The 16,920-nt window shown below is 68.9% G+C and carries 16 protein-coding genes, 1 pseudogene and 1 riboswitch; of the genes and pseudogenes, 3 read left to right on the plus strand and 14 right to left on the minus strand.

What is annotated here, in order from left to right; translation table 11 throughout:
* On the plus strand, nucleotides 1-225 hold a 225-nt coding region (locus EAO72_RS18145), incomplete at its 5' end, for a hypothetical protein (RefSeq protein ID WP_222724107.1).
* A gap of 37 nt (nucleotides 226-262) precedes the next feature.
* Here EAO72_RS18145 and EAO72_RS18150 read toward each other — a convergent pair.
* On the minus strand, nucleotides 263-601 hold the full coding sequence (locus EAO72_RS18150; protein WP_222724108.1) for a barstar family protein: 339 nt from the start codon (nucleotides 599-601) through the stop codon (nucleotides 263-265).
* On the opposite strand from EAO72_RS18150, the pseudogene EAO72_RS43160 reads away from it, so the two are divergent.
* A pseudogene (locus EAO72_RS43160) lies at nucleotides 519-828 on the plus strand (IS110 family transposase); the annotation flags it as partial. The gene EAO72_RS18150 and the pseudogene EAO72_RS43160 overlap by 83 nt on opposite strands.
* 46 nt (nucleotides 829-874) lie before the next feature.
* Here the strand turns inward: EAO72_RS43160 and EAO72_RS18160 are convergent.
* The 13 genes from EAO72_RS18160 to EAO72_RS18220 all read right to left on the minus strand — a co-directional run bounded on the left by EAO72_RS18160 (nucleotide 875) and on the right by EAO72_RS18220 (nucleotide 15,516).
* A complete protein-coding gene (locus tag EAO72_RS18160; protein ID WP_148018390.1) occupies nucleotides 875-1,267 on the minus strand; it encodes a hypothetical protein in 393 nt (130 codons plus the stop codon).
* 28 nt (nucleotides 1,268-1,295) lie between these two features.
* Nucleotides 1,296-1,523, minus strand: coding sequence for a hypothetical protein (locus EAO72_RS18165; RefSeq protein WP_148018391.1), 228 nt, complete (start codon nucleotides 1,521-1,523; stop codon nucleotides 1,296-1,298).
* A gap of 253 nt (nucleotides 1,524-1,776) precedes the next feature.
* Nucleotides 1,777-2,643, minus strand: a complete 867-nt coding sequence (locus EAO72_RS18170; RefSeq protein WP_148018423.1) for a bifunctional 5,10-methylenetetrahydrofolate dehydrogenase/5,10-methenyltetrahydrofolate cyclohydrolase — start codon at nucleotides 2,641-2,643, stop codon at nucleotides 1,777-1,779.
* Nucleotides 2,644-2,664: 21 nt separating this feature from the next.
* A riboswitch (ZMP/ZTP riboswitch) is annotated at nucleotides 2,665-2,750 on the minus strand.
* Nucleotides 2,751-3,169: 419 nt separating this feature from the next.
* Nucleotides 3,170-3,490 (minus strand): hypothetical protein, encoded by a 321-nt coding sequence (locus tag EAO72_RS18175; protein WP_148018392.1) that lies wholly within the window; start codon nucleotides 3,488-3,490, stop codon nucleotides 3,170-3,172.
* Nucleotides 3,491-3,516: 26 nt separating this feature from the next.
* Nucleotides 3,517-4,380, minus strand: a complete 864-nt coding sequence (locus EAO72_RS18180) for a DUF3592 domain-containing protein (protein ID WP_148018393.1) — start codon at nucleotides 4,378-4,380, stop codon at nucleotides 3,517-3,519.
* A 3-nt stretch (nucleotides 4,381-4,383) separates the two neighbouring features.
* Entirely contained in the window at nucleotides 4,384-5,487 is a 1,104-nt protein-coding gene (locus EAO72_RS18185; RefSeq protein ID WP_148018394.1) for a hypothetical protein, read from the minus strand.
* 301 nt (nucleotides 5,488-5,788) lie between these two features.
* Complete coding sequence (locus tag EAO72_RS18190; RefSeq protein WP_261991554.1) at nucleotides 5,789-6,661, minus strand: NAD-dependent epimerase/dehydratase family protein; 873 nt, start codon at nucleotides 6,659-6,661, stop codon at nucleotides 5,789-5,791.
* Between the two features lie 4 nt (nucleotides 6,662-6,665).
* Nucleotides 6,666-8,897 carry an FAD-dependent oxidoreductase gene (locus EAO72_RS18195; RefSeq protein WP_148018395.1) on the minus strand — a complete coding sequence of 744 codons (2,232 nt, stop codon included), beginning with the start codon at nucleotides 8,895-8,897 and terminating at the stop codon, nucleotides 6,666-6,668.
* Nucleotides 8,894-11,206: a hypothetical protein gene (locus tag EAO72_RS18200; RefSeq protein ID WP_148018396.1), complete on the minus strand. Its 2,313-nt coding sequence runs from the start codon at nucleotides 11,204-11,206 to the stop codon at nucleotides 8,894-8,896. Before EAO72_RS18200 ends, EAO72_RS18195 begins: the two co-directional genes overlap by 4 nt.
* 36 nt (nucleotides 11,207-11,242) lie before the next feature.
* Nucleotides 11,243-12,124: a carbohydrate ABC transporter permease gene (locus EAO72_RS18205; RefSeq protein ID WP_148018397.1), complete on the minus strand. Its 882-nt coding sequence runs from the start codon at nucleotides 12,122-12,124 to the stop codon at nucleotides 11,243-11,245.
* Complete coding sequence (locus EAO72_RS18210; RefSeq protein WP_187285120.1) at nucleotides 12,121-13,074, minus strand: carbohydrate ABC transporter permease; 954 nt, start codon at nucleotides 13,072-13,074, stop codon at nucleotides 12,121-12,123. Before EAO72_RS18210 ends, EAO72_RS18205 begins: the two co-directional genes overlap by 4 nt.
* 7 nt (nucleotides 13,075-13,081) lie before the next feature.
* Nucleotides 13,082-14,422, minus strand: a complete 1,341-nt coding sequence (locus EAO72_RS18215) for an ABC transporter substrate-binding protein (RefSeq protein WP_187285121.1) — start codon at nucleotides 14,420-14,422, stop codon at nucleotides 13,082-13,084.
* 92 nt (nucleotides 14,423-14,514) lie between these two features.
* A complete protein-coding gene (locus EAO72_RS18220; RefSeq protein ID WP_148018399.1) occupies nucleotides 14,515-15,516 on the minus strand; it encodes a LacI family DNA-binding transcriptional regulator in 1,002 nt (333 codons plus the stop codon).
* 204 nt (nucleotides 15,517-15,720) lie between these two features.
* On the opposite strand from EAO72_RS18220, the gene EAO72_RS18225 reads away from it, so the two are divergent.
* Nucleotides 15,721-16,863, plus strand: coding sequence for a mandelate racemase/muconate lactonizing enzyme family protein (locus EAO72_RS18225; protein WP_148018400.1), 1,143 nt, complete (start codon nucleotides 15,721-15,723; stop codon nucleotides 16,861-16,863).
* Nucleotides 16,864-16,920: the final 57 nt, after the last annotated feature.

A 16,920-nucleotide genomic window follows, 5' to 3' on the forward strand; every position in this document is an offset into this window, starting at 1 on the left:
GACGCTGCACCCACTCAGCCGCACATGAAGTGCCTGGCCGAGTACCAGACCGCCAATCAACAGGGCGCAGCGCTCTGGGAGAGAGAGACCGCCGTGCGGCAGGCGGGCATCCAGACGAAGGGAAACATGGCGATCATCTTCGGTCTGCTCGGCGTGGCCTTCGCGGTCTTCGCCATGGTACCCGGCAGGGGGCGCCGGGCCGAGCCGCAGACCCCCGGGAAGTAAGGCGGCTCGGCGAGGCAGCCGCCGCCGCACTTCCACATCAGGTGAAACGCACGGTCAGCCTCTTGTCCGGCGCGTTCAACTCGTCTTCCGCGGCAGCTCGGACCAGGACGGACGCGATCGCCTCGAACGCTTCATCGCCCATGCGGCCACGGCTGACTACAGCGTTCTCCCAGACAATCTCGACCGGGCGCTCGACATCCCTACTCAGACGGTCCCACAGGGCGCTCAGGTTGTGCCCGTAGTACGGACCGAAGCTCAGCATCAGGGCTGATTCAACCTCGGCCTCGACCGGCATCGAGGACGATCGCACCCGGTTCGCCGACGCCCGTGGCCCGAAGCTCCACGCCGGCCGGGCTTCGGGGAAGAAGTCGGGCATCACCCGGCGCCGGGTGAAGAACGATCGTCTCAGCCATGCGGGTTATCTCTGGGCTTTCGCGTCCCTGACGGCCTCCATGGGAGCCAAAGCCCACTACCCGCGCCGTCGCGACGAACACTCCGACTGACACGCCGCCGCTCAGCGATCTCTTCAACCGGTTGCTCGGCCAGCTCTGCCACTGCCTCAAGAACCGCAGGCTGCTCGAGGAATTCGCGGCTGTCCCGCCTTCGGGTGAAGGCCTTGGTACGGCGGCCGCACAGGACACGGGACCGATCAAGCCGGAGGTGTCACCCAGGGAGCCAGACGTTCCCCGACTGACAGATTCTCGCGCCAGTATCGGAAGACGGTTCCCTGGACGATGTCGAGCTTCCCGGCCGCGATCAGGCCGCAGGCGAGTACCGGGCCGCCCGCCTCGGCCTCGAAGGCGATCAACAGGGGAGGCGTCTCACCGACCTGCCCGGCAACGAGCCGCAACTCGTCAGGTGTCGGCGCACGAAACACCGGGTCCTGGAAGAAGGCCGGGCACGCGACGAAGACCGGGTCGCTGAACACAAGCTCCAGGCTGTGGGCATACGAGAGGTCATGCCCGGCCCCCAGACGCAACCGCCCAGGTTCCCAGGCGACGATGTCCCAATCCCACCAGGACCCTCCGGGAAGCCCGATCACGGCTCGCCGCCCACCCTGGGCCGCCCCGTCAATCAAGGATCACCACACCGAGCTCACGCAGCTGCGGAAGGCAGACCCGCAGGCATGCCTCCAGGGAGACAGCATCAGTGCGAACCAGAAGATCATCCCGGAACGGAGTCCCACTCGCGACGAAGGTCCAGGGCTTCGTTCCATCGCTCAGGCGTTCAGCACCGACCTTGAACAACACTGTCACTCCCTGCTCGGCCAACGACTCCCTGAGCCGCACCACGTCCATCACATCCCCCCTGCCTGAACCGAACAGCCAGCAGGCTCTACCGGCCTCCTACGACCCCCGGCCCGACCGCCTGGCACCGTGAGGTGTCCACCGCGCCGCCAGCACCCGGGCCCGAGCCGGACAACCCGCCGCCCCCACCTGACAGATCTGCGGACCCGTCTCCGTGGCGGCTCACCGCCCTTACCAGCGGCGAGCCGTCACCAAAAGGACAGCCGACCCGACTACGCGGTCTCCAGTTCTGCGCGGAAGACGTTCAGTGCTCCCCGATTCCCAGCTGGTTCGCGGCGGCTTCCACGGTCTGCGCGAGCAGGACGGCGATGGTCATCGGCCCGACGCCGCCGGGCACAGGGGTAATCAGACCGGCACGGGCCCGGGCGGTGTCGAAGTCCACGTCCCCGACATTGCCCGGGTTGTAACCGGCGTCGATCACCACTGCACCAGGCTTGATGTCCTCGCCCCGGATCAACCGGGGCCGCCCTACTGCCGCTACCACGACATCCGCTTCCCGGACGATCGCCGGGAGGTCCGCCGTACGCGAGTGGCAGTACGTCACCGTGGCATCCTTCGCGAGAAGGAGCATCCCCACCGGTTTGCCGAGAATCGCGCTGCGGCCCACCACGACGGCACGCTTGCCCGCGAGTCCTACGTCGTACGCCTCCAGCAATCGCACGATCCCGCCGGGAGTGCAGGACACGAAACCCGGCAGCGCGAAGCTCATCGCGGCGAAGGAACGCATCGTGACCCCGTCGACATCCTTCTCCGGAGCGATGGCCTCGAACGCCGCTCGCTCGTCGATATGCGGGCCACAAGGATGCTGAAGCAAAATGCCGTGGACCTCCGGATCACCGGACAGCTCGGCGAGCGTGCCGATCAGTTCGGCAGTCGTGGTGGCGGCCGGCAGACCGATGTGCCGGGACTGGATACCCGCCCTCGCACACCGCGCCCGCTTCATACGGACATACGCGACCGACGCCGGATCCTCTCCCACCAACACCGTCGCCAGACACGGACCGGCACCCGTGCGCCGTGAGATCTCCGCCGCCTTCGCAGCAGCCTCTTTGACGATACGTTCGGCGAGACCCCTGCCATCCATGAGCTGGGCCGTCTGCGTCACGGACATCATTGCCCCCAGGCGTTGCTGACCACTCGCCCAGGCGCACGGCAACGACATCTCGTCAGACCGCTCCCCGGTGGTTGTCCACCTCAGCGCCAGTCACGGCCCACACCGGACTCTAGCGGACACCGCATCACCACCAGGCACCCATCAACGTCCACGGCCAGGAAGCGCCTCACACACCACGCCCGCTCTACGCTGACATCGAATCCCCACGACACAACCGAGCGAACGAGCGGGCGGCCAGATGAGCGAGCTCGGTAAGGGAGGCACGGCAGAGGGACACCGGCGCCCGGGAACACCCGGCCCGGCGCCCGTCACGCTCGCGTGCACCGGTTCGCCCAGGTCCCCGGCGGTACGAAGCACAGCCGGGCCCGGCCCCCTCGACGTGTCCCGGCGTGCACCGTCACCCAGGCCGGCGGGTAGCGGTGCGGCCCGATGAGGTCGGTGTGCGGGAAGACCTCGACGATCCCCCGGCCGACCTGGATGTACCGAGGGCCGTGCTGAAAGACCTTCGCTCCGCGGGTTCCTCTCAGACAACCCCCCGGCCCGCGAGCGCGGCCACCTCGGTGAAGTACGCGCGGAACAACGGCTCGTCGCCGGGCGGCACCCGGAACGCCGGCGAGATGCTGTACCAGAAGGCTGCCTGGTCGGTGCCGTAGAGCGCGGCGCCCGGATCGCGTACGGTACCGATGAACAACTGGCCGGGCCGGGCCGGCTTCTTGTAGTACACCAGTGCCCCGAGCCACCGCAGCGGTACCCGGAGCTCGGACCTGCCCATGGTGAACAGTTCGAACACCCCTCGCTCCACGCGCAGATGCAGGTTCTCGTAGTCGAACGTCAGCGGCTCCATGACAGGAAAGCAGCCCGGCCACCTCGTCACAACGCGACCGCCCCCACCACGGCCGCCGCCGCCACGACCAGCACGCCCACCACGTTGACGACCATGTCCCACTGCCAGGAGCGGCGTTCGGCCTCGACGTCCAGGACGAAGCGGGCCGGGTCGTCCAGGGCGTAGTGAATCGTGAGGTTCAGGCCCCGCGCCCGGGCGGGGTCCGGGATTCCGGACTCGCAGTAGGCCGTGACCTCCCTGCCGTCCAGGGTGGTGAAGGTGACAACCGGCATCAGACTGGTCATGGTGCCGCCGTCACCGGAGTCGACGGTGACGCTCTTGAGGACGGCGACAACACGACCGGACACGGCGGCCATGGCCGCCAGTTGGCCGATGCGGCGGTTCCTGTCGCGGATGTTCCCGGGCAGGTGGTACAGGCCGGACAGGGCCCAGGGCCCGCAGAAGCCGACCAGCGCCCACGGCCAGCCCCAGTCGATCGCGGCGGCGGCGACCAGACCGGCACAGACGAGGAAGAGCGCGAAGTTCGCCCAGCCGAGGCCGCGTCCGCCTTCGGAGAGACGGCCGGCGAACCGGAAGGCGTGGGGCCTGCCGCGCGGATAGCGGACCCCGATCTCCCGGCCCTTCCACGCGACGCTGATCCTCTCGCCGCGCTCACCCTCGTTGGTGACGGTGAACTCCTGCCCGCTGGAAGGGTCCTGGAAGGAGACGACCACGGCTATCCCCTCGCTCGGGGAGCTTCCGTGCCGGGGCTCGTCCACCCGCTCGATCCGTCCCGTCACCCAAACCGCCCGCTGCGTCCGGGTCATCCCGGCCAGCGACCTCCCGTATCCGAGCACCGCCCACGCCCCGAACACCCCGCACCACAGCACCAGGTACACATGCCAGTCCATGGATCAGCCTCCAGCCGAGACGCGCCGTACGACCTGACCCTGCCCGTCCGCCTCCAGATAGGCGGTGCCTTCGGAGCCGGACACCGAAACCCTGAGGGCCACCCTGCCGGTCAGGCCGTCGGCAATGACCTGCCAGGTACGCGGGGAGGCGACACCGAGCGTGGTCGTGGCCTCCTTCACCAGGGCCGGAACACGCTCGTACGGCAGAGAATCCAGGTCGATCCGTGGGGCCGCCCGGGCACCGGCAGGGGCGAAGACGACCGTCAGCAGGCGCTCCTGCACAACTACGGTGAGCGCCCGCTGCCTGTCCGCGCCCCTCGCGAGCCCGGCCACGGTCCGGCCCAGCACGCCCTCCTCCAGAAAGGACTGCCCGGGACCCAGGGCCACCGTGCCGGACGCCGACGACACGCTGGTCGTGGACGACGAGGAGGTGCTGGACGAAGAGACCGAGGGCCGCGCGGTACCGGAGTCGTTGTGGTCGGACAGGTCCGCGCGGAACAGCAGAACGACAAGAGCCGCGCCGAGCAGCAACCCGAGGAAACCGACCAGGGGGGCACCACAGCCTTCCACAGCCTCGCTCGCCCGAGCCGGTCCGGGCGCCGAGTCAAGGCGGGCCGAGGAAGCCCGTTCCTCCCAGTCCGGTGCCGGCCGCTTGACGATCCTCACCTTCAGCGGCCGGTCCGGCGGATACTGGACGACCAGGATGCGGCGCGGCCGGTAATCGGGCAGGTCGGCGAGGTTGATGTCCTGCGTGAACTCGACACGGAACGCCGGTGCGTCGTCCGGTGCCACGGTGAGGTCGAACTTCACCGGTATGTCGCTCGTTTCACCCCCGACGGCCTCCAGGCTCTCGATCACCGCGAGAGCCAGGTACGGCGGGACCTCCGCCTCCCGGGTGCGCCTGGGCAGGCCGGCGAGGTACCGGATCAGGACGTAGACCGCGAGCAGGCACACGCCCCCGGCAATCAGCAACTCGTACGAAAGGATGATCCCGACAACGACGGCCGCCAGAAACACCCCCGCCACACCACCCGTGAGGAACCCCCGGACGAGCACGACGGGCCGGTTGCGCATGGGCGGCGGGGCAGCGCTCGTGGTGATCGTCATACCGGCGATTGTGCAGGGCTCAGGTGACGCCCGGTAGACCCCAGCATGACCTGCCGGCAGGCGCCGACGCCGACGCCGAACTGATCGTGCACAGCGCCGAGTTCGCCCGGTGTCGCAATGGCCGGCGTGAACCGGAGCTCTCGCGGCCGATACGGACCGGTGGCGAACGCGTCCGCTGCTCCCCACCCCCCGGCTCGTAGCCGCAGAAGCACAGCCGTCCACCCCAGGCCGCTCACACCGGACCAGAAGCCCGTCACAGGCGACCACCCGGCCTAACGGTGGAAGACGGCGGTGCCGGACCTCAAGGTGCCGTCTCAGAGGAAGTGGCACCCCCGACGAGATTTCTGGCCGTGAACCCCAGGAGCCTGCGCGCCGCCGAGGTGTCGACCGGAGCCGCCCGGCCCGGCAGCCGGCCGCGCAGCACGGTACCGGGGTGGTAGCGGCGCAGCAGTTCCTCCGTCGGGTACGGGACGATGATCTCGGGGGCGCAGAGGTGCACCGCGTGCGCGCCGCTGCCCCGCACGTCCAGCGCGAGCAGTGCCGCTCTCGCCGCGTCATGGACCTCCAGGTACGTCCACAGGTCCCTGGCACCGGCAGCCGGGTCGGCCGTGAGCCGGGCCGCGTGTGCGAGCAGCCGCTCCTCGAAGCCGCCCACGTACGGATAGCGCAGGCACACCACACTCATGCCGTGCCGTCGCGCCATCATCCGCGCGGTCAGCTCGTCGACCTGTTTGGACAGGCCGTAGGCGTCGGCGACCTGGGAGTCCATCGCCTCGTCGACCGGCACGTACAGCGGATGCGGATGCTCGGCCGCCGTCCAGGGCAGGCCCGTGACACCCCACGAGCTCGCCAGTGCCACGTGCCGGATCCCCGCCCGCCCGGCCTCCTCCAGCACGGTGAACGTGGCCAGGCTGTTGGCCGTGAACACCTCGACGGCGCTGTTGTGCTCGGGAGTGGGAATCGCAGCCAGGTGGATGACCGAGTCGGTGCCCTCCAGGGCTGCCCGGACGGCCGCCGCGTCGGCCGCGTCACCGGTGACGACCATGCGGGCCGGGAGGTCACCGGGGTCGTCGAGGACCAGGGCGTTCGCTTCCCACCCGCGCTCGGCAAGCAGCGTGAGGACCGCTCGCCCGATCCGTCCGGCAGCCCCGGTGACCAGCACTCTCGCGACCATCGCGTCACTCCCCCGCCGCGTAGGCGCGCACAGCGACGAGGTGCGCCGCGTCCGTACCGTTGGTGGCCTCCACGACGATCCGGACAGCCGATGTGGTAACCGGCTCCGCCAGTGCGTGCGACCGGCGGCGTCGTCGGTTCCGATCCGCGCGGGCGATCACGCGCCAGGTGCCGTCCGCCTCCCGCGCCTCCACGCGGTAATCGCACAGAAGCGTGGGGAGGGTATCGAAAGGGGTGCGGTGGTGGTGCAGGTTGATCAGGTCCTCGTTGACGTCGTCATCGGCGACGACGTCGATACGGCCCAGAGCGACCGGCTCGGGCCAGGTGAGCGAGAGCCAGGGCGAGGGATCGTCCGCCAGGGGTGCGGAGACCCACATGTGCGGGCCCGCGTACGGGCGGGCGTACCCGTCGACGGCCTTGGCCGGGGCATACGCCGCCGTCTCCCCCGTCCGGAAGCAGAAAGTACGGCGCAGCAGACCATCGTCCGTCCACTCGCGCAGCAACTGCGGGGATTCGTCCTGCGCACGCAGCGGGACACGTGTGAAGCACAGGACGCCGGGTGTCGGCCGGCCGGCACGGTGCAGGGCGATCGCCTCGTTCGCGCGGATGACGAGGAAGGCGTTGCGCGGGGTGTCCGGGGACCAGTCCAGGCCGGTCTTGAGCCATTGCCGGCGACCGGCGGCGACCGGCACGGTGGTGGAGATGACGAGGCGGCGCGGGGCATAGTTCTGGCCGAGCTCGGGATCATAAAGATCGATCACGAGTTCGGTTTCGCGGTCGGCGTCCACCAACAGCTCAAGGCCGGAGAGGTCCGGGTCGACGGGAAGGACGAGTCCGGCGTCCGCCGTGAGCGGCCACAGCTCGCCGGCGTCCTCGACTGCCAGGCAGGACAGGGCAGATGACGCGGTCACGGTCGCCCGCAGCGCCAGGTCCTGCGGGTCCGTCGAAGCCAGGCCGATGAGCGAGGCGTCCTCACGCAGCAGCACCCGGTGCAGCTCGGGTACGGAAAGTTCGCGCGGCGCGACCTGCCCGGCACCGCACAGCGCCGCCGCCGTGCCCGCCGCCTGCCCGATCGTGGCGCAGGTCGCCATGACCCGGGTCGAGCCGAACGCGACATGGCTGGCGGAGATGTTCCGCCCGGCGAACAGCAGGTTCTCGGTGTTCACCGAGTACAGGCTGCGGTACGGGATGTGGTAGATCCCGTCCGCGAACAGTTGCCGGGCACCCGACTCGGTGGCGTACATGCCCTGCGGCGGATGCAGGTCGATCGACCAGCCTCCGAAGGCGACCCGGTCGGCGAATTCCGTCTGCCCGAGTATGTCTTTCTGGTGCAGGACGTAGTCACCGAGAAAGCGCCGGTACTCCCGCTTGCCGGGCACCGACCCCACCCACTCCAGCGTCATGTTCGCCGCGTCGAACTCACCCGAGTTCTTGATGTGGTCCCAGATCCCGTAGATCACCGACCACAGCTCGTCCCGGATCCGCTCGTTGTCGTGCACCGTGTCCAGCTCTCCGCCGAACTCGATCCACCAGTACGCACACCCGTTGTCCCCCGCCCTGATGATCCGGCGCTGCGGGATGGAGGTGGTGCTGATGTCCTTGGCGAAGTCCGGCGGCACGAACTTCACCGGACGCCCGGCGTCCTTGGTGTAGAAGAGCAGCGTGGAGCCGAGAGTGATGCCGTCGGCCGACTCCGGGGCCCACGCCTCCTCGAATTCGTCGCGCGCCTCACGGCCGATACGGTGGCGGGCGCCCGCGAGGTGGCCGATCAGGCCGTCTCCGGTGCAGTCGAGGAAGACGGGGCTCTCGAAGCGGATCCGGCGCTCGGAGCCCATCATCCAGCCGGTGACCGAGGTGATCCGCCTCCGGTCGTCCGGGCCCTCGGCCTCGACCTCGCGCACATCGGTGTTGAGGTAGAGCGTGATGCCGGGCTCGGCGCGTACCGCGTCCAGGACCACGGCGTCCCAGTAGTACGGGTTCCCGTCCGGGTTGCGGTACTGGTTCTCCACGAGCAGCTCGCCCATGATGCCGCCCTCGCGGGCGTTGTGGTTCTTGCCGTGGCCGGTCGCGCCGCACACCCAGACGCGGACCTCGCTGCTCGAATTCCCGCCGAGTACCGGCCGGTTGTTGATCAGTGCGACGGTCCGGCCCAGGCGGGCCGCGGCGATGGCCGCGCAGACCCCGGCCAGGCCGCCGCCGACGACGGTGCTGTCGTGCCGTGCGGTTTCGTTCCTCATGCGCTGCGTCCCCTGCTTCCGGGCTTGCGGTCGGGATCGGCGGCGAGGCCGTAGTAGACGCGCGGCGCGCCGTCGACGGTGAGGGTGACCTCGTTACCGGAGGCCTTCAGGACACGTTCCTGGCCGATGCAGTTGAGCTCGCGCACGGTGCCGGCGGCCGCTGCGGCCACGACCTCCGTCCTGGTCGTCCACGTGTCGACCCACGGCTCCGGCGACGCGTACCAAGGGTCTTCACCGTGTTCCGAGTTCAGGACGTACCCCTCCTTACGGGACCAGATGACCGACAACGGGCCGTCAGGAGTCGTGAACAGAAGGCCCTTGATATCCCGGTCCGGGAAGGCGAGATGGCGGACGAACCCGGCCTGGTCCAGGACCCGGGCGGCGGTCGCGAAGGCGAGCAGCGACGGCTTGGCGCTGGTGTCGCGGTTCATCAGGCCGTAGTGGTACTCGGGGTTGGCCGGGTCGGCCTCCTGAGGGTGGTGGATGACCGAGTCGTGCAGCTGGTACCAGTTGACGGCGCGCACCTTCTCCGACTTGGCGAGGGCGAGCGAGAGCAGCGTGTTCTCAGCGGCGTGCCGGTAGGTATCGCTCCACCACACGTTGGGACGGGTGGGCGCGTACGCCTCGGTGAGCCACAGTTCCTTGTCGCCGCCGTACTCCGCCATGACCTGCCGCGCCTTGCGCAGAGCACCGAGGAAGTTCCAGTACGTCCCGGACGAGCCCTGGGTCCACTCCTCGGGCGGCGGCGCGAAGTCGGGCGTGAAGTTACCGCGGCCGGGATGGAAAGCGAAAACATCGATAAGGTCCCAGCCGCCCGCATCACGGAAGTTCTTGGTCCAGACGTGGTCCATGCCACCGAGCCCGGCGTTCATGACCTTCATCCTGGAACCGGCCGCGTCGAGGCGGGTGGTGACCTGGAGCAGGCCGTCACGGACGTAGGCGTCGGCCCCACGACCAGACATCCAGGGCTGGTTGACCTCGTTGCTGACCTCGAAGTACGCGGCGTCGGCGGCAAGCGCCTTGGCGACGTTGGTGTCGGCCCAGGCGGCGATCTGCTCGGGGCTGCCGCCCACGGGGATGCCGCTGAGCTGCACGTTGTGGCCGATGCCGTGGGCGTCCAGGGTCGCGATGTCGATGCCGGGGGCGCCCGCGTAGGCGATCCGGATCCACTTGATGCCGAGCGTCTTGACCAGGCCCAGTACGGCCTCCTTGCTGGGCTGGAGCAGCCAGGGGTAGTTCGCGAGGCCGAACATCGACTCCTTGCCGGCCCGGTACGTGAACTCCGGGAGCACGCTCAGATTGGTGCGGGCGATTGCCTGGTCGGCGCCGCTGACCGCCTCCACACCGGTGAACACGATGTTCTGCGAGGGCGAGGTCAGAGGGAAGGAGGCGTTCCAGGCGGCGCCTGCCGCGAGGTCCTTGCAGAGGGTCCCGCCACCGGTCTTCTTGCCGCCGAAGTCCCGTGCCCACCAGGTCAGGGTCACCTTCCTGGCGGCTCCCGACCCGTTGACGACCTGCGTTTGGAGCGTCATCGTCTGCCCGGCCGCCTTGTAGAGGTTGAACGGCTGGTCGGTCCACACCTCCACGCCGAGCGGCCGCCCGGCGGCGATGGCACCCGCCGCGCGCGGGCGCAGGTCGCCGAGGACCAGATCGGCCTCGGTGACGGCGGTGCTCGCGCCGGTCGAGGTGCCGGGCGCGTGGATCCATGTCGCGTTCGTGCCGGCGGGGTTGGTGGAGGAGAGGCAGAAGAAGCCCTTCGCCCCCTGCCACGTCTCCACGTACGCACCGCCCGCGTTCACCTCGTACGGGATGCCTCCCCGGGCATCCCGCTCCCAGACGGTCAGCGGTTCGTAGGACTCCGGCGCGCTCGCCCCGTACACCGTGCGGGAGAACTGGAAGCCGGACGGGGTGAGCGTGCTGGAGCCCGCGACCTCCCACTTCAGGTGCGCCTTGCGCGCGGCGACGTCGAAGGTGCCGCGCACGGTGACTCCGGGCGCGCTGCTCCCCATCGTGTACGTGACCTGGATCGCGGGCCGTCCGTCGGGGAGTGTGATCAGGGCGGGGCTGCCGCCGAAAGTGCGCTGCTGGCCCAGTGCGGTGTCCTTGATCATGAAGTGGCTGAGGAGGACCCGGTCGGTTCCCGCACGGTCCTGGACGAGGACGCTGCCGTCGCTGCGGCCGACCAGTCTGATGCCGTCGGCCTCGACGGTGACCGGGTCGGCGGCCGCGTACGCGGGAACGTTCGGCAGGAGTGCGGCACCGGCGGTGAGGGCGGTGCCCTGGATGAGTCTGCGTCGGGCGACTGACATGGAGATGCCCTTCTGTTGGTCCGGTGTGGGTGGGGCTCAGCCCTTGACGCCGGTGAACCCGAGCCCGGCGACGATGTACTTCTGGCAGACGACGAAGACAAGGACCGGCGGGGCCACGGCCYGCACCATCGCGGCGATCAGCTGGTCCTGCGGGGCCTGTGTGGCGAGCTGCGCCAGCGCGACACTGATCGGCTGCCTCTCCGGGTCGGTGATGGCGATCAGCGGCCAGATGAAGTCCTTCCAGGAGTGCATCACCGCGAGCAGGCTGATCACGGCGAGGACCGGCTTGCTCATCGGCAGCACGATCCTGGTGAGCAACTGGCGGGTGCTCGCCCCATCGACCCGTGCCGCGTCGAACAGCTCCCTGGGCAGGGCGTCGAAGAACTGCTTGGCGAGCAGCACCGTGAAGGCGTTGGTGCCGGCCGGCAGCCAGATCGCCCAGTACGTGTCCCCCAGGTTGAGGTGCAGCAACGGCACGTCGATCACGGTCATGAAGAGGCTGACCATGTTCACGGTGTACGGCACGAACATGGTGGCCAGGATCGCCCCGTAGACGGCCTTGCCGAACTTCGGCCTGAGCACGGACAGCGCGAAGCCCGCCGTGGCCGAGACGAAGAGCTGCACGAACCATGATCCGCCGACCACCAGGAAGGTGTTCATCAGATAGCGGCCGACACTGAGGTCGGTGTAGGCGGTGGCGAAGTTGCCGAGGGCCGGGCGGTCCGGCCAGAGGGCGAGCGGCTGGGTGGTGAGCTCGGTGGGCGGGGAGACCGCGCCCTTGAGCATCCAGTACAGCGGTCCGATGCCGATGAGCAGCAGCAGCAGGAGAGTGAATGCCTGGATGGAGCGCACGGCGGCGCGGACGCCGGGCCGTTGCCGGTCGTTCGTCGAGACGAACGTGGTGAGTGCTGTGGTCATGATGTGCTCCAGCTGCGGGTGGCCCGCAGATACACCGCGGAGAGCAGGGCGAGGGCGAGCACCATCAGGAAGGAGAGGGCGGCGGCCTGGCCGTACTCGCCGTCCTGGAAGGCGTAACGGAAGATCAACAGCAGGACCGTGAGGGTGGCGTTGTCGGGGCCGCCGCCGGTGAAGACGTACGGTTCGGTGAAGACCTGGACCGTGTTGACCAGCTGAACGAGAAGCAACAGGCCGATCACGGCACGCAGTTGGGGAAGCATGACGTGCCAGATGCGGCGCCAGATGCCGGCGCCGTCGACCTCGGCGGCCTCGTAGAGCTCGCCGGGGATGGAGACCATGGCGGCGAGGTAGATGAGAACGGCGCCGCCCATTCCGGCCCACGTGGCTTCCAGGACGAGCGACAGCATGGCGCTGTCGGAGGACTCCAGCCAGGGGTACGGGCCGAGGCCGATCTTGCCGAGGACGCTGTTGAAGAGGCCGCTGCCGGGGTCGTAGAACCATTTCCAGAGCAGGATTGCCACGACCGGCGGGATGACGACCGGCAGGTAGACGAGGAAGCGGTAGACGCCGGCGCCGCGTCGCACGGTCGACATGACGGCGGCGAGGATCAGTGGCGCCGGGAAGCCGATCAGCAGGCCGAGTGCCACGAAGAAGAGGGTGTTCCCGACGGCGGTGGCGAGCAGCGGATCGTCGAAGAGCGTACGGAAGTTGTCCAGGCCCACCCAGGCGGCCGGCTCCACGAGGTTGGTGCGCTGGAAGCTGAGGAGCAGGCTGCGCACGATCGGCCACCAGGCGAAGAGCCCGAAGACGAGCAGTGCGGGGACGAGGAAAAGCCAGGCCGTGAGCTGTGTGCGGGCGCCGCTGCCACGCTTCCGCCACATGGGCGGCGACTGCGGAGCGAGCTCCTTGGACACTGCGGCGGGGCGCCGGGAGGCAGTGAGCAGAGTCATCGGCCGGCTACTTCTGGTCCGCGGCAAGCTGAGCATTGACGTCCTTCTCGGCCGAGGCGAGGAGGGAGTCGATGTCGGCGTCGCGCTTGGTCAGCACGGCCTGGATCACGGGGTCGAGCGCGGTGTACAGCTTCTGTGCCTGGTACGGCGGCTCCGGCTTCAGCTCCAGCGTCGCGAGCCCGTCGGTGTACGGCTTGAAGTGGTCCAGCTTCACGTTCACGTACGGCTTGATCGCGGCGTTGATCTCGGCCTGCCGCTTCTGGCCGAAGACCGGCAGGGTCGGTACGCCCACCGCGGACTTCGGGTCGGCCGAGAGCGCCTTGGCCTGGGCTGCGGCGATCTCGGTGCTGTACTGCGGCTTGGCGTAGGCGAAGGTCAGCCACTCGACGGCCGCTGCCGCGTGCTTCTTGTCGGCGGACTTCGGGACCATGTAGATGTCGCCGCCGGTGAGGGTCGCGTCGCCGCCGGACTGCGGCATCGGGGCGGCCCCGAAGGCGTCGGTGTTCTCCATGCCGAACTGCATCTTCGCCAGCCGGTACGTCCCCGGGCTGCCCATGAACATGCCGACCTGCCCGGCCGCGAACTGTTTGATCACATCGTTCTGGTTGACCAGCAGCGTCTTGCCGAGCGAGTCGTCCTTCCAGCGCATGTCCTTCAGCAGCCGCAGCGCCTTCTTCGTCGGCTCCCCGGTGAGCGTGGCGGTGTACTTGCCGTTCTCCTGCTTCTGCAGCTCGCCGCCGAAGGCGTACGAGAGCATGGTCAGCTGCCAGCCGCCCTGGTTGTCCTTGGACTCGTGGACGAAGCCCGCTTTGCCGGTCTTCTCGCTGATCTGCTCGGCGGCGGTACGGACCTCCTCCCAGGTGGCCGGCGGCTTGTCGGGGTCGAGGCCGGCCTGCTCGAACAGCTCACGGTTGTAGACCAGGCCCTGGGCGTACGGGTTCTGCGGTACGCCGTAGACGTCGCCGCCGTCGTCCGTGAGCTGCTGGAGCACCTGCGGGTTGAACTCCTTGAAGTGCTGCCACTCCTTCAGCTGCCCGGTGATCGGCTGGACCTGCTTCTGCCGGATGAGGCGCTGCGGCTCGGTCAGCGGCACCTTGATGACGTCCTCGACGTTGCCGCCGGAGAGCTTGGCGGAGAAGGTCAGCGGGTCGAAGACCGTGGTGGAGCCCTTGACCTTGATGCCGGGGTGGGCCTCCTCGAAGTCGGCGACCTGCTTCTTGAAGAGGGCGAGGCCCGGCTTGTCCGTGGCCGGGGGCATCCCCTGCACCCGCAGGACGAGATCGCCGGAGGTCTCGGCGCTGGTCGGGGTGAGGGAGGAACAGCCCGCGAGGGTCGCGGTCAGGGCCACGGAGCCACATATGGCTGCATAGCGGAAGTATCTGGGCATGACGGCTCCAAGAAGGGCAGGGGCAAGCTCGGTGCGGTGCTTTTCGCTGTGGATCAGTGGGTGGGCGCGGGGCCCGTCGAAGCCCGGGGGATCAGGCGGGAGCCGATCTCAACGAGGGGTGACGTGGCATCAAGTCCCTTTGTGCCACGCCCCGCCGTGCCGGCGATCATCTCGATCAGGAGGTCCCCGGCACGAGTGGCGATCTCCTCGGGGTCGATCCTGATCGTGGTGAGGCCGGGGGTGGAGACGGAAGCGAGCAGGGTGTCGTCGATGCCGATGACGCTCACGTCGCGGGGCACGCTCACCCCGAGATTGGCCATCTGGTGCAGCACACCGAGGGCGACCAGATCGTTGTGGGCGATCACGGCGGTGGCCTCGTGAGCGGCGACCAGGGTGGCGGCGTGCACACCGGTCTCGAACCTCGGCTCGTAGGGGCCGAGTTCCTGCAAGGAGAGGTCGAGCGCCTCGAAGGACTCCTGGATGGACTTGCCGCGGCTCAGTTCGGCGCGGGAGGCGTTGACGAAGACGCAGCGCCGGTGACCGTACGCCTTCAGCAGCTCCGCGGCCTGGGCGATCCCGGCGGAGAGTGAGATACGGACCTCGGGGATGCCGGGGACGTGGCGGTTCACCACCACCAGCGGCATCCGGCCCGCGAGTTCATGGAGGCGCTCCTCGGTGAGCGTGGAGGCCCAAAGGATCATGCCGTCGACCCGCTTGGACACGGCCGCGATGACGGCCAGTTCGTCCGCCTCGCGCTCGTCGCTGTCGGCGACCAGGACCGTGTAGCCCAGACGGCGGGCGCGGGCCTGCATCGCCTTGATGATCGGCGGGAAGAACGGGTTGGCGATGTCCGGGACGATCAGGCCGAGGGTTCCGGTGGACCCGCCACGCAGCGAACGGGCCGCCGGATTGGCGGAGTAGCCCAGTTCGGCCGCGGCGTCGAGGATGCGCTGCCGGGTCGCCGGCTGCACCTGGTCAGGCGCGGTGAACGCACGGGACACCGTCGAGACGGAGACACCGGCGGCACTCGCCACCTCCCGGATCGTAACTGCCACGGACGGCCTCCTCGTCGTCTGGATCCTGCGAACGCGGTTGATGCTTGCGAACGTTCCCGGGACGTGTCAAGACGTCCGACACGACTTGTTCATCGACGAAATGCCACTCGGTGCAGGGGTCTTGCGCTGGGGCCCGACTGCCCCCAATGATGCGTTCTCGAGAATGATGCTGACATTGCGGGAACGTTTTCATAGAGGAGTGGAATGAAGATCACCGGCCTGGAAGTGCTGACTCTCCCCGACCACGGCGACAGCATGATGCTGGTGGTGGTCGACACCGACGAGGGCATCCACGGTCTGGGCGAGGTCGGCATCAGATCGCGACAGCGGGCGGTCGCGGGGGGTCTGGAGCATCTCGCGGAGCTGATCACCGGCGAGGACCCGCGGCGGATCGAGCACCTGTGGCAGGTGATGTTCCGGCGGGGCTTCTTTCCCGCCGACCGCTTCCTCGGTGCCGCCATAGCGGCGGTCGACGTAGCCCTGTGGGACATCCGCGGCAAGGCGCTCGGGGTACCGGTCCATGAACTCCTCGGCGGCCGGGTACGTGATCACGTACCCGCCTATGTTCACGTCGGCGACGGCTACCACGACCGCGACTGGTTCCTGGGTCGCTGCCGCGAGTTGGTCGCCGAGGGCTGGCGCCATCTGCGGTTCGCCGCGCCGCACGACGCGGACGACACCCTCGATGCCCGCCGCTGCCTGCGGGACTCGGTGGAGCTCTTCCACCAGGTGCGGGACACGGTCGGCCACGAGGTCGAGCTGATCCTCGATGTCCACACGCGCCTGGATCCGCCGGAGGCACTGACGCTGTGCCGGGAGATCGAGGCGGCCCGCCCGTTCTTCGTCGAGGACCCGTTGCGCTGCGAGAACCCGGACAGCTACCGGATGCTGCGGGCACGTACCGGCGTTCCGCTCGCGGCAGGCGAACAGTACGGCTCCAAATGGGAGTTCAGGACGTTGATCGAGGACGATCTGATCGACTACGCGCGCGTGGACATCGGGGTGGCCGCGGGCCTGACCGAGGCGAAGAAGATCGCGGCGATGGCGGAGACCCATCACATCAAGCTGGCCACCCACAACCCGCTCGGGCCGGTGACCGCCGCCTCGTCGCTCCAGCTCAATCTGGCGTGCCCGAATGTGGCGATCCAGGAACATCAGACCGATCCGGATCCGGAGATCGCCGCGCTGTTCACCGCGCGGCCGACGATCGTTCCGGGTCGGGTGGAGATGAGTGAACTTGCGGGTATCGGCGTCGACATCGACCGGGAGGCCGCACGCCGCTACCAGGCCACCGCGGCCGAGCGGCCTCATCTGCGGGCGGCGGACGGGGCGTTCACGAACTGGTGACCACCGTGTCCGGGCATCGGTACGCATCCCACTCACCGGTACGCAATCCCGCTCCAG

Origin of the sequence: Streptomyces sp. OR43 (assembly GCF_008042275.1) — a bacterium.
In the GTDB taxonomy this organism is placed as follows: domain Bacteria; phylum Actinomycetota; class Actinomycetes; order Streptomycetales; family Streptomycetaceae; genus Streptomyces.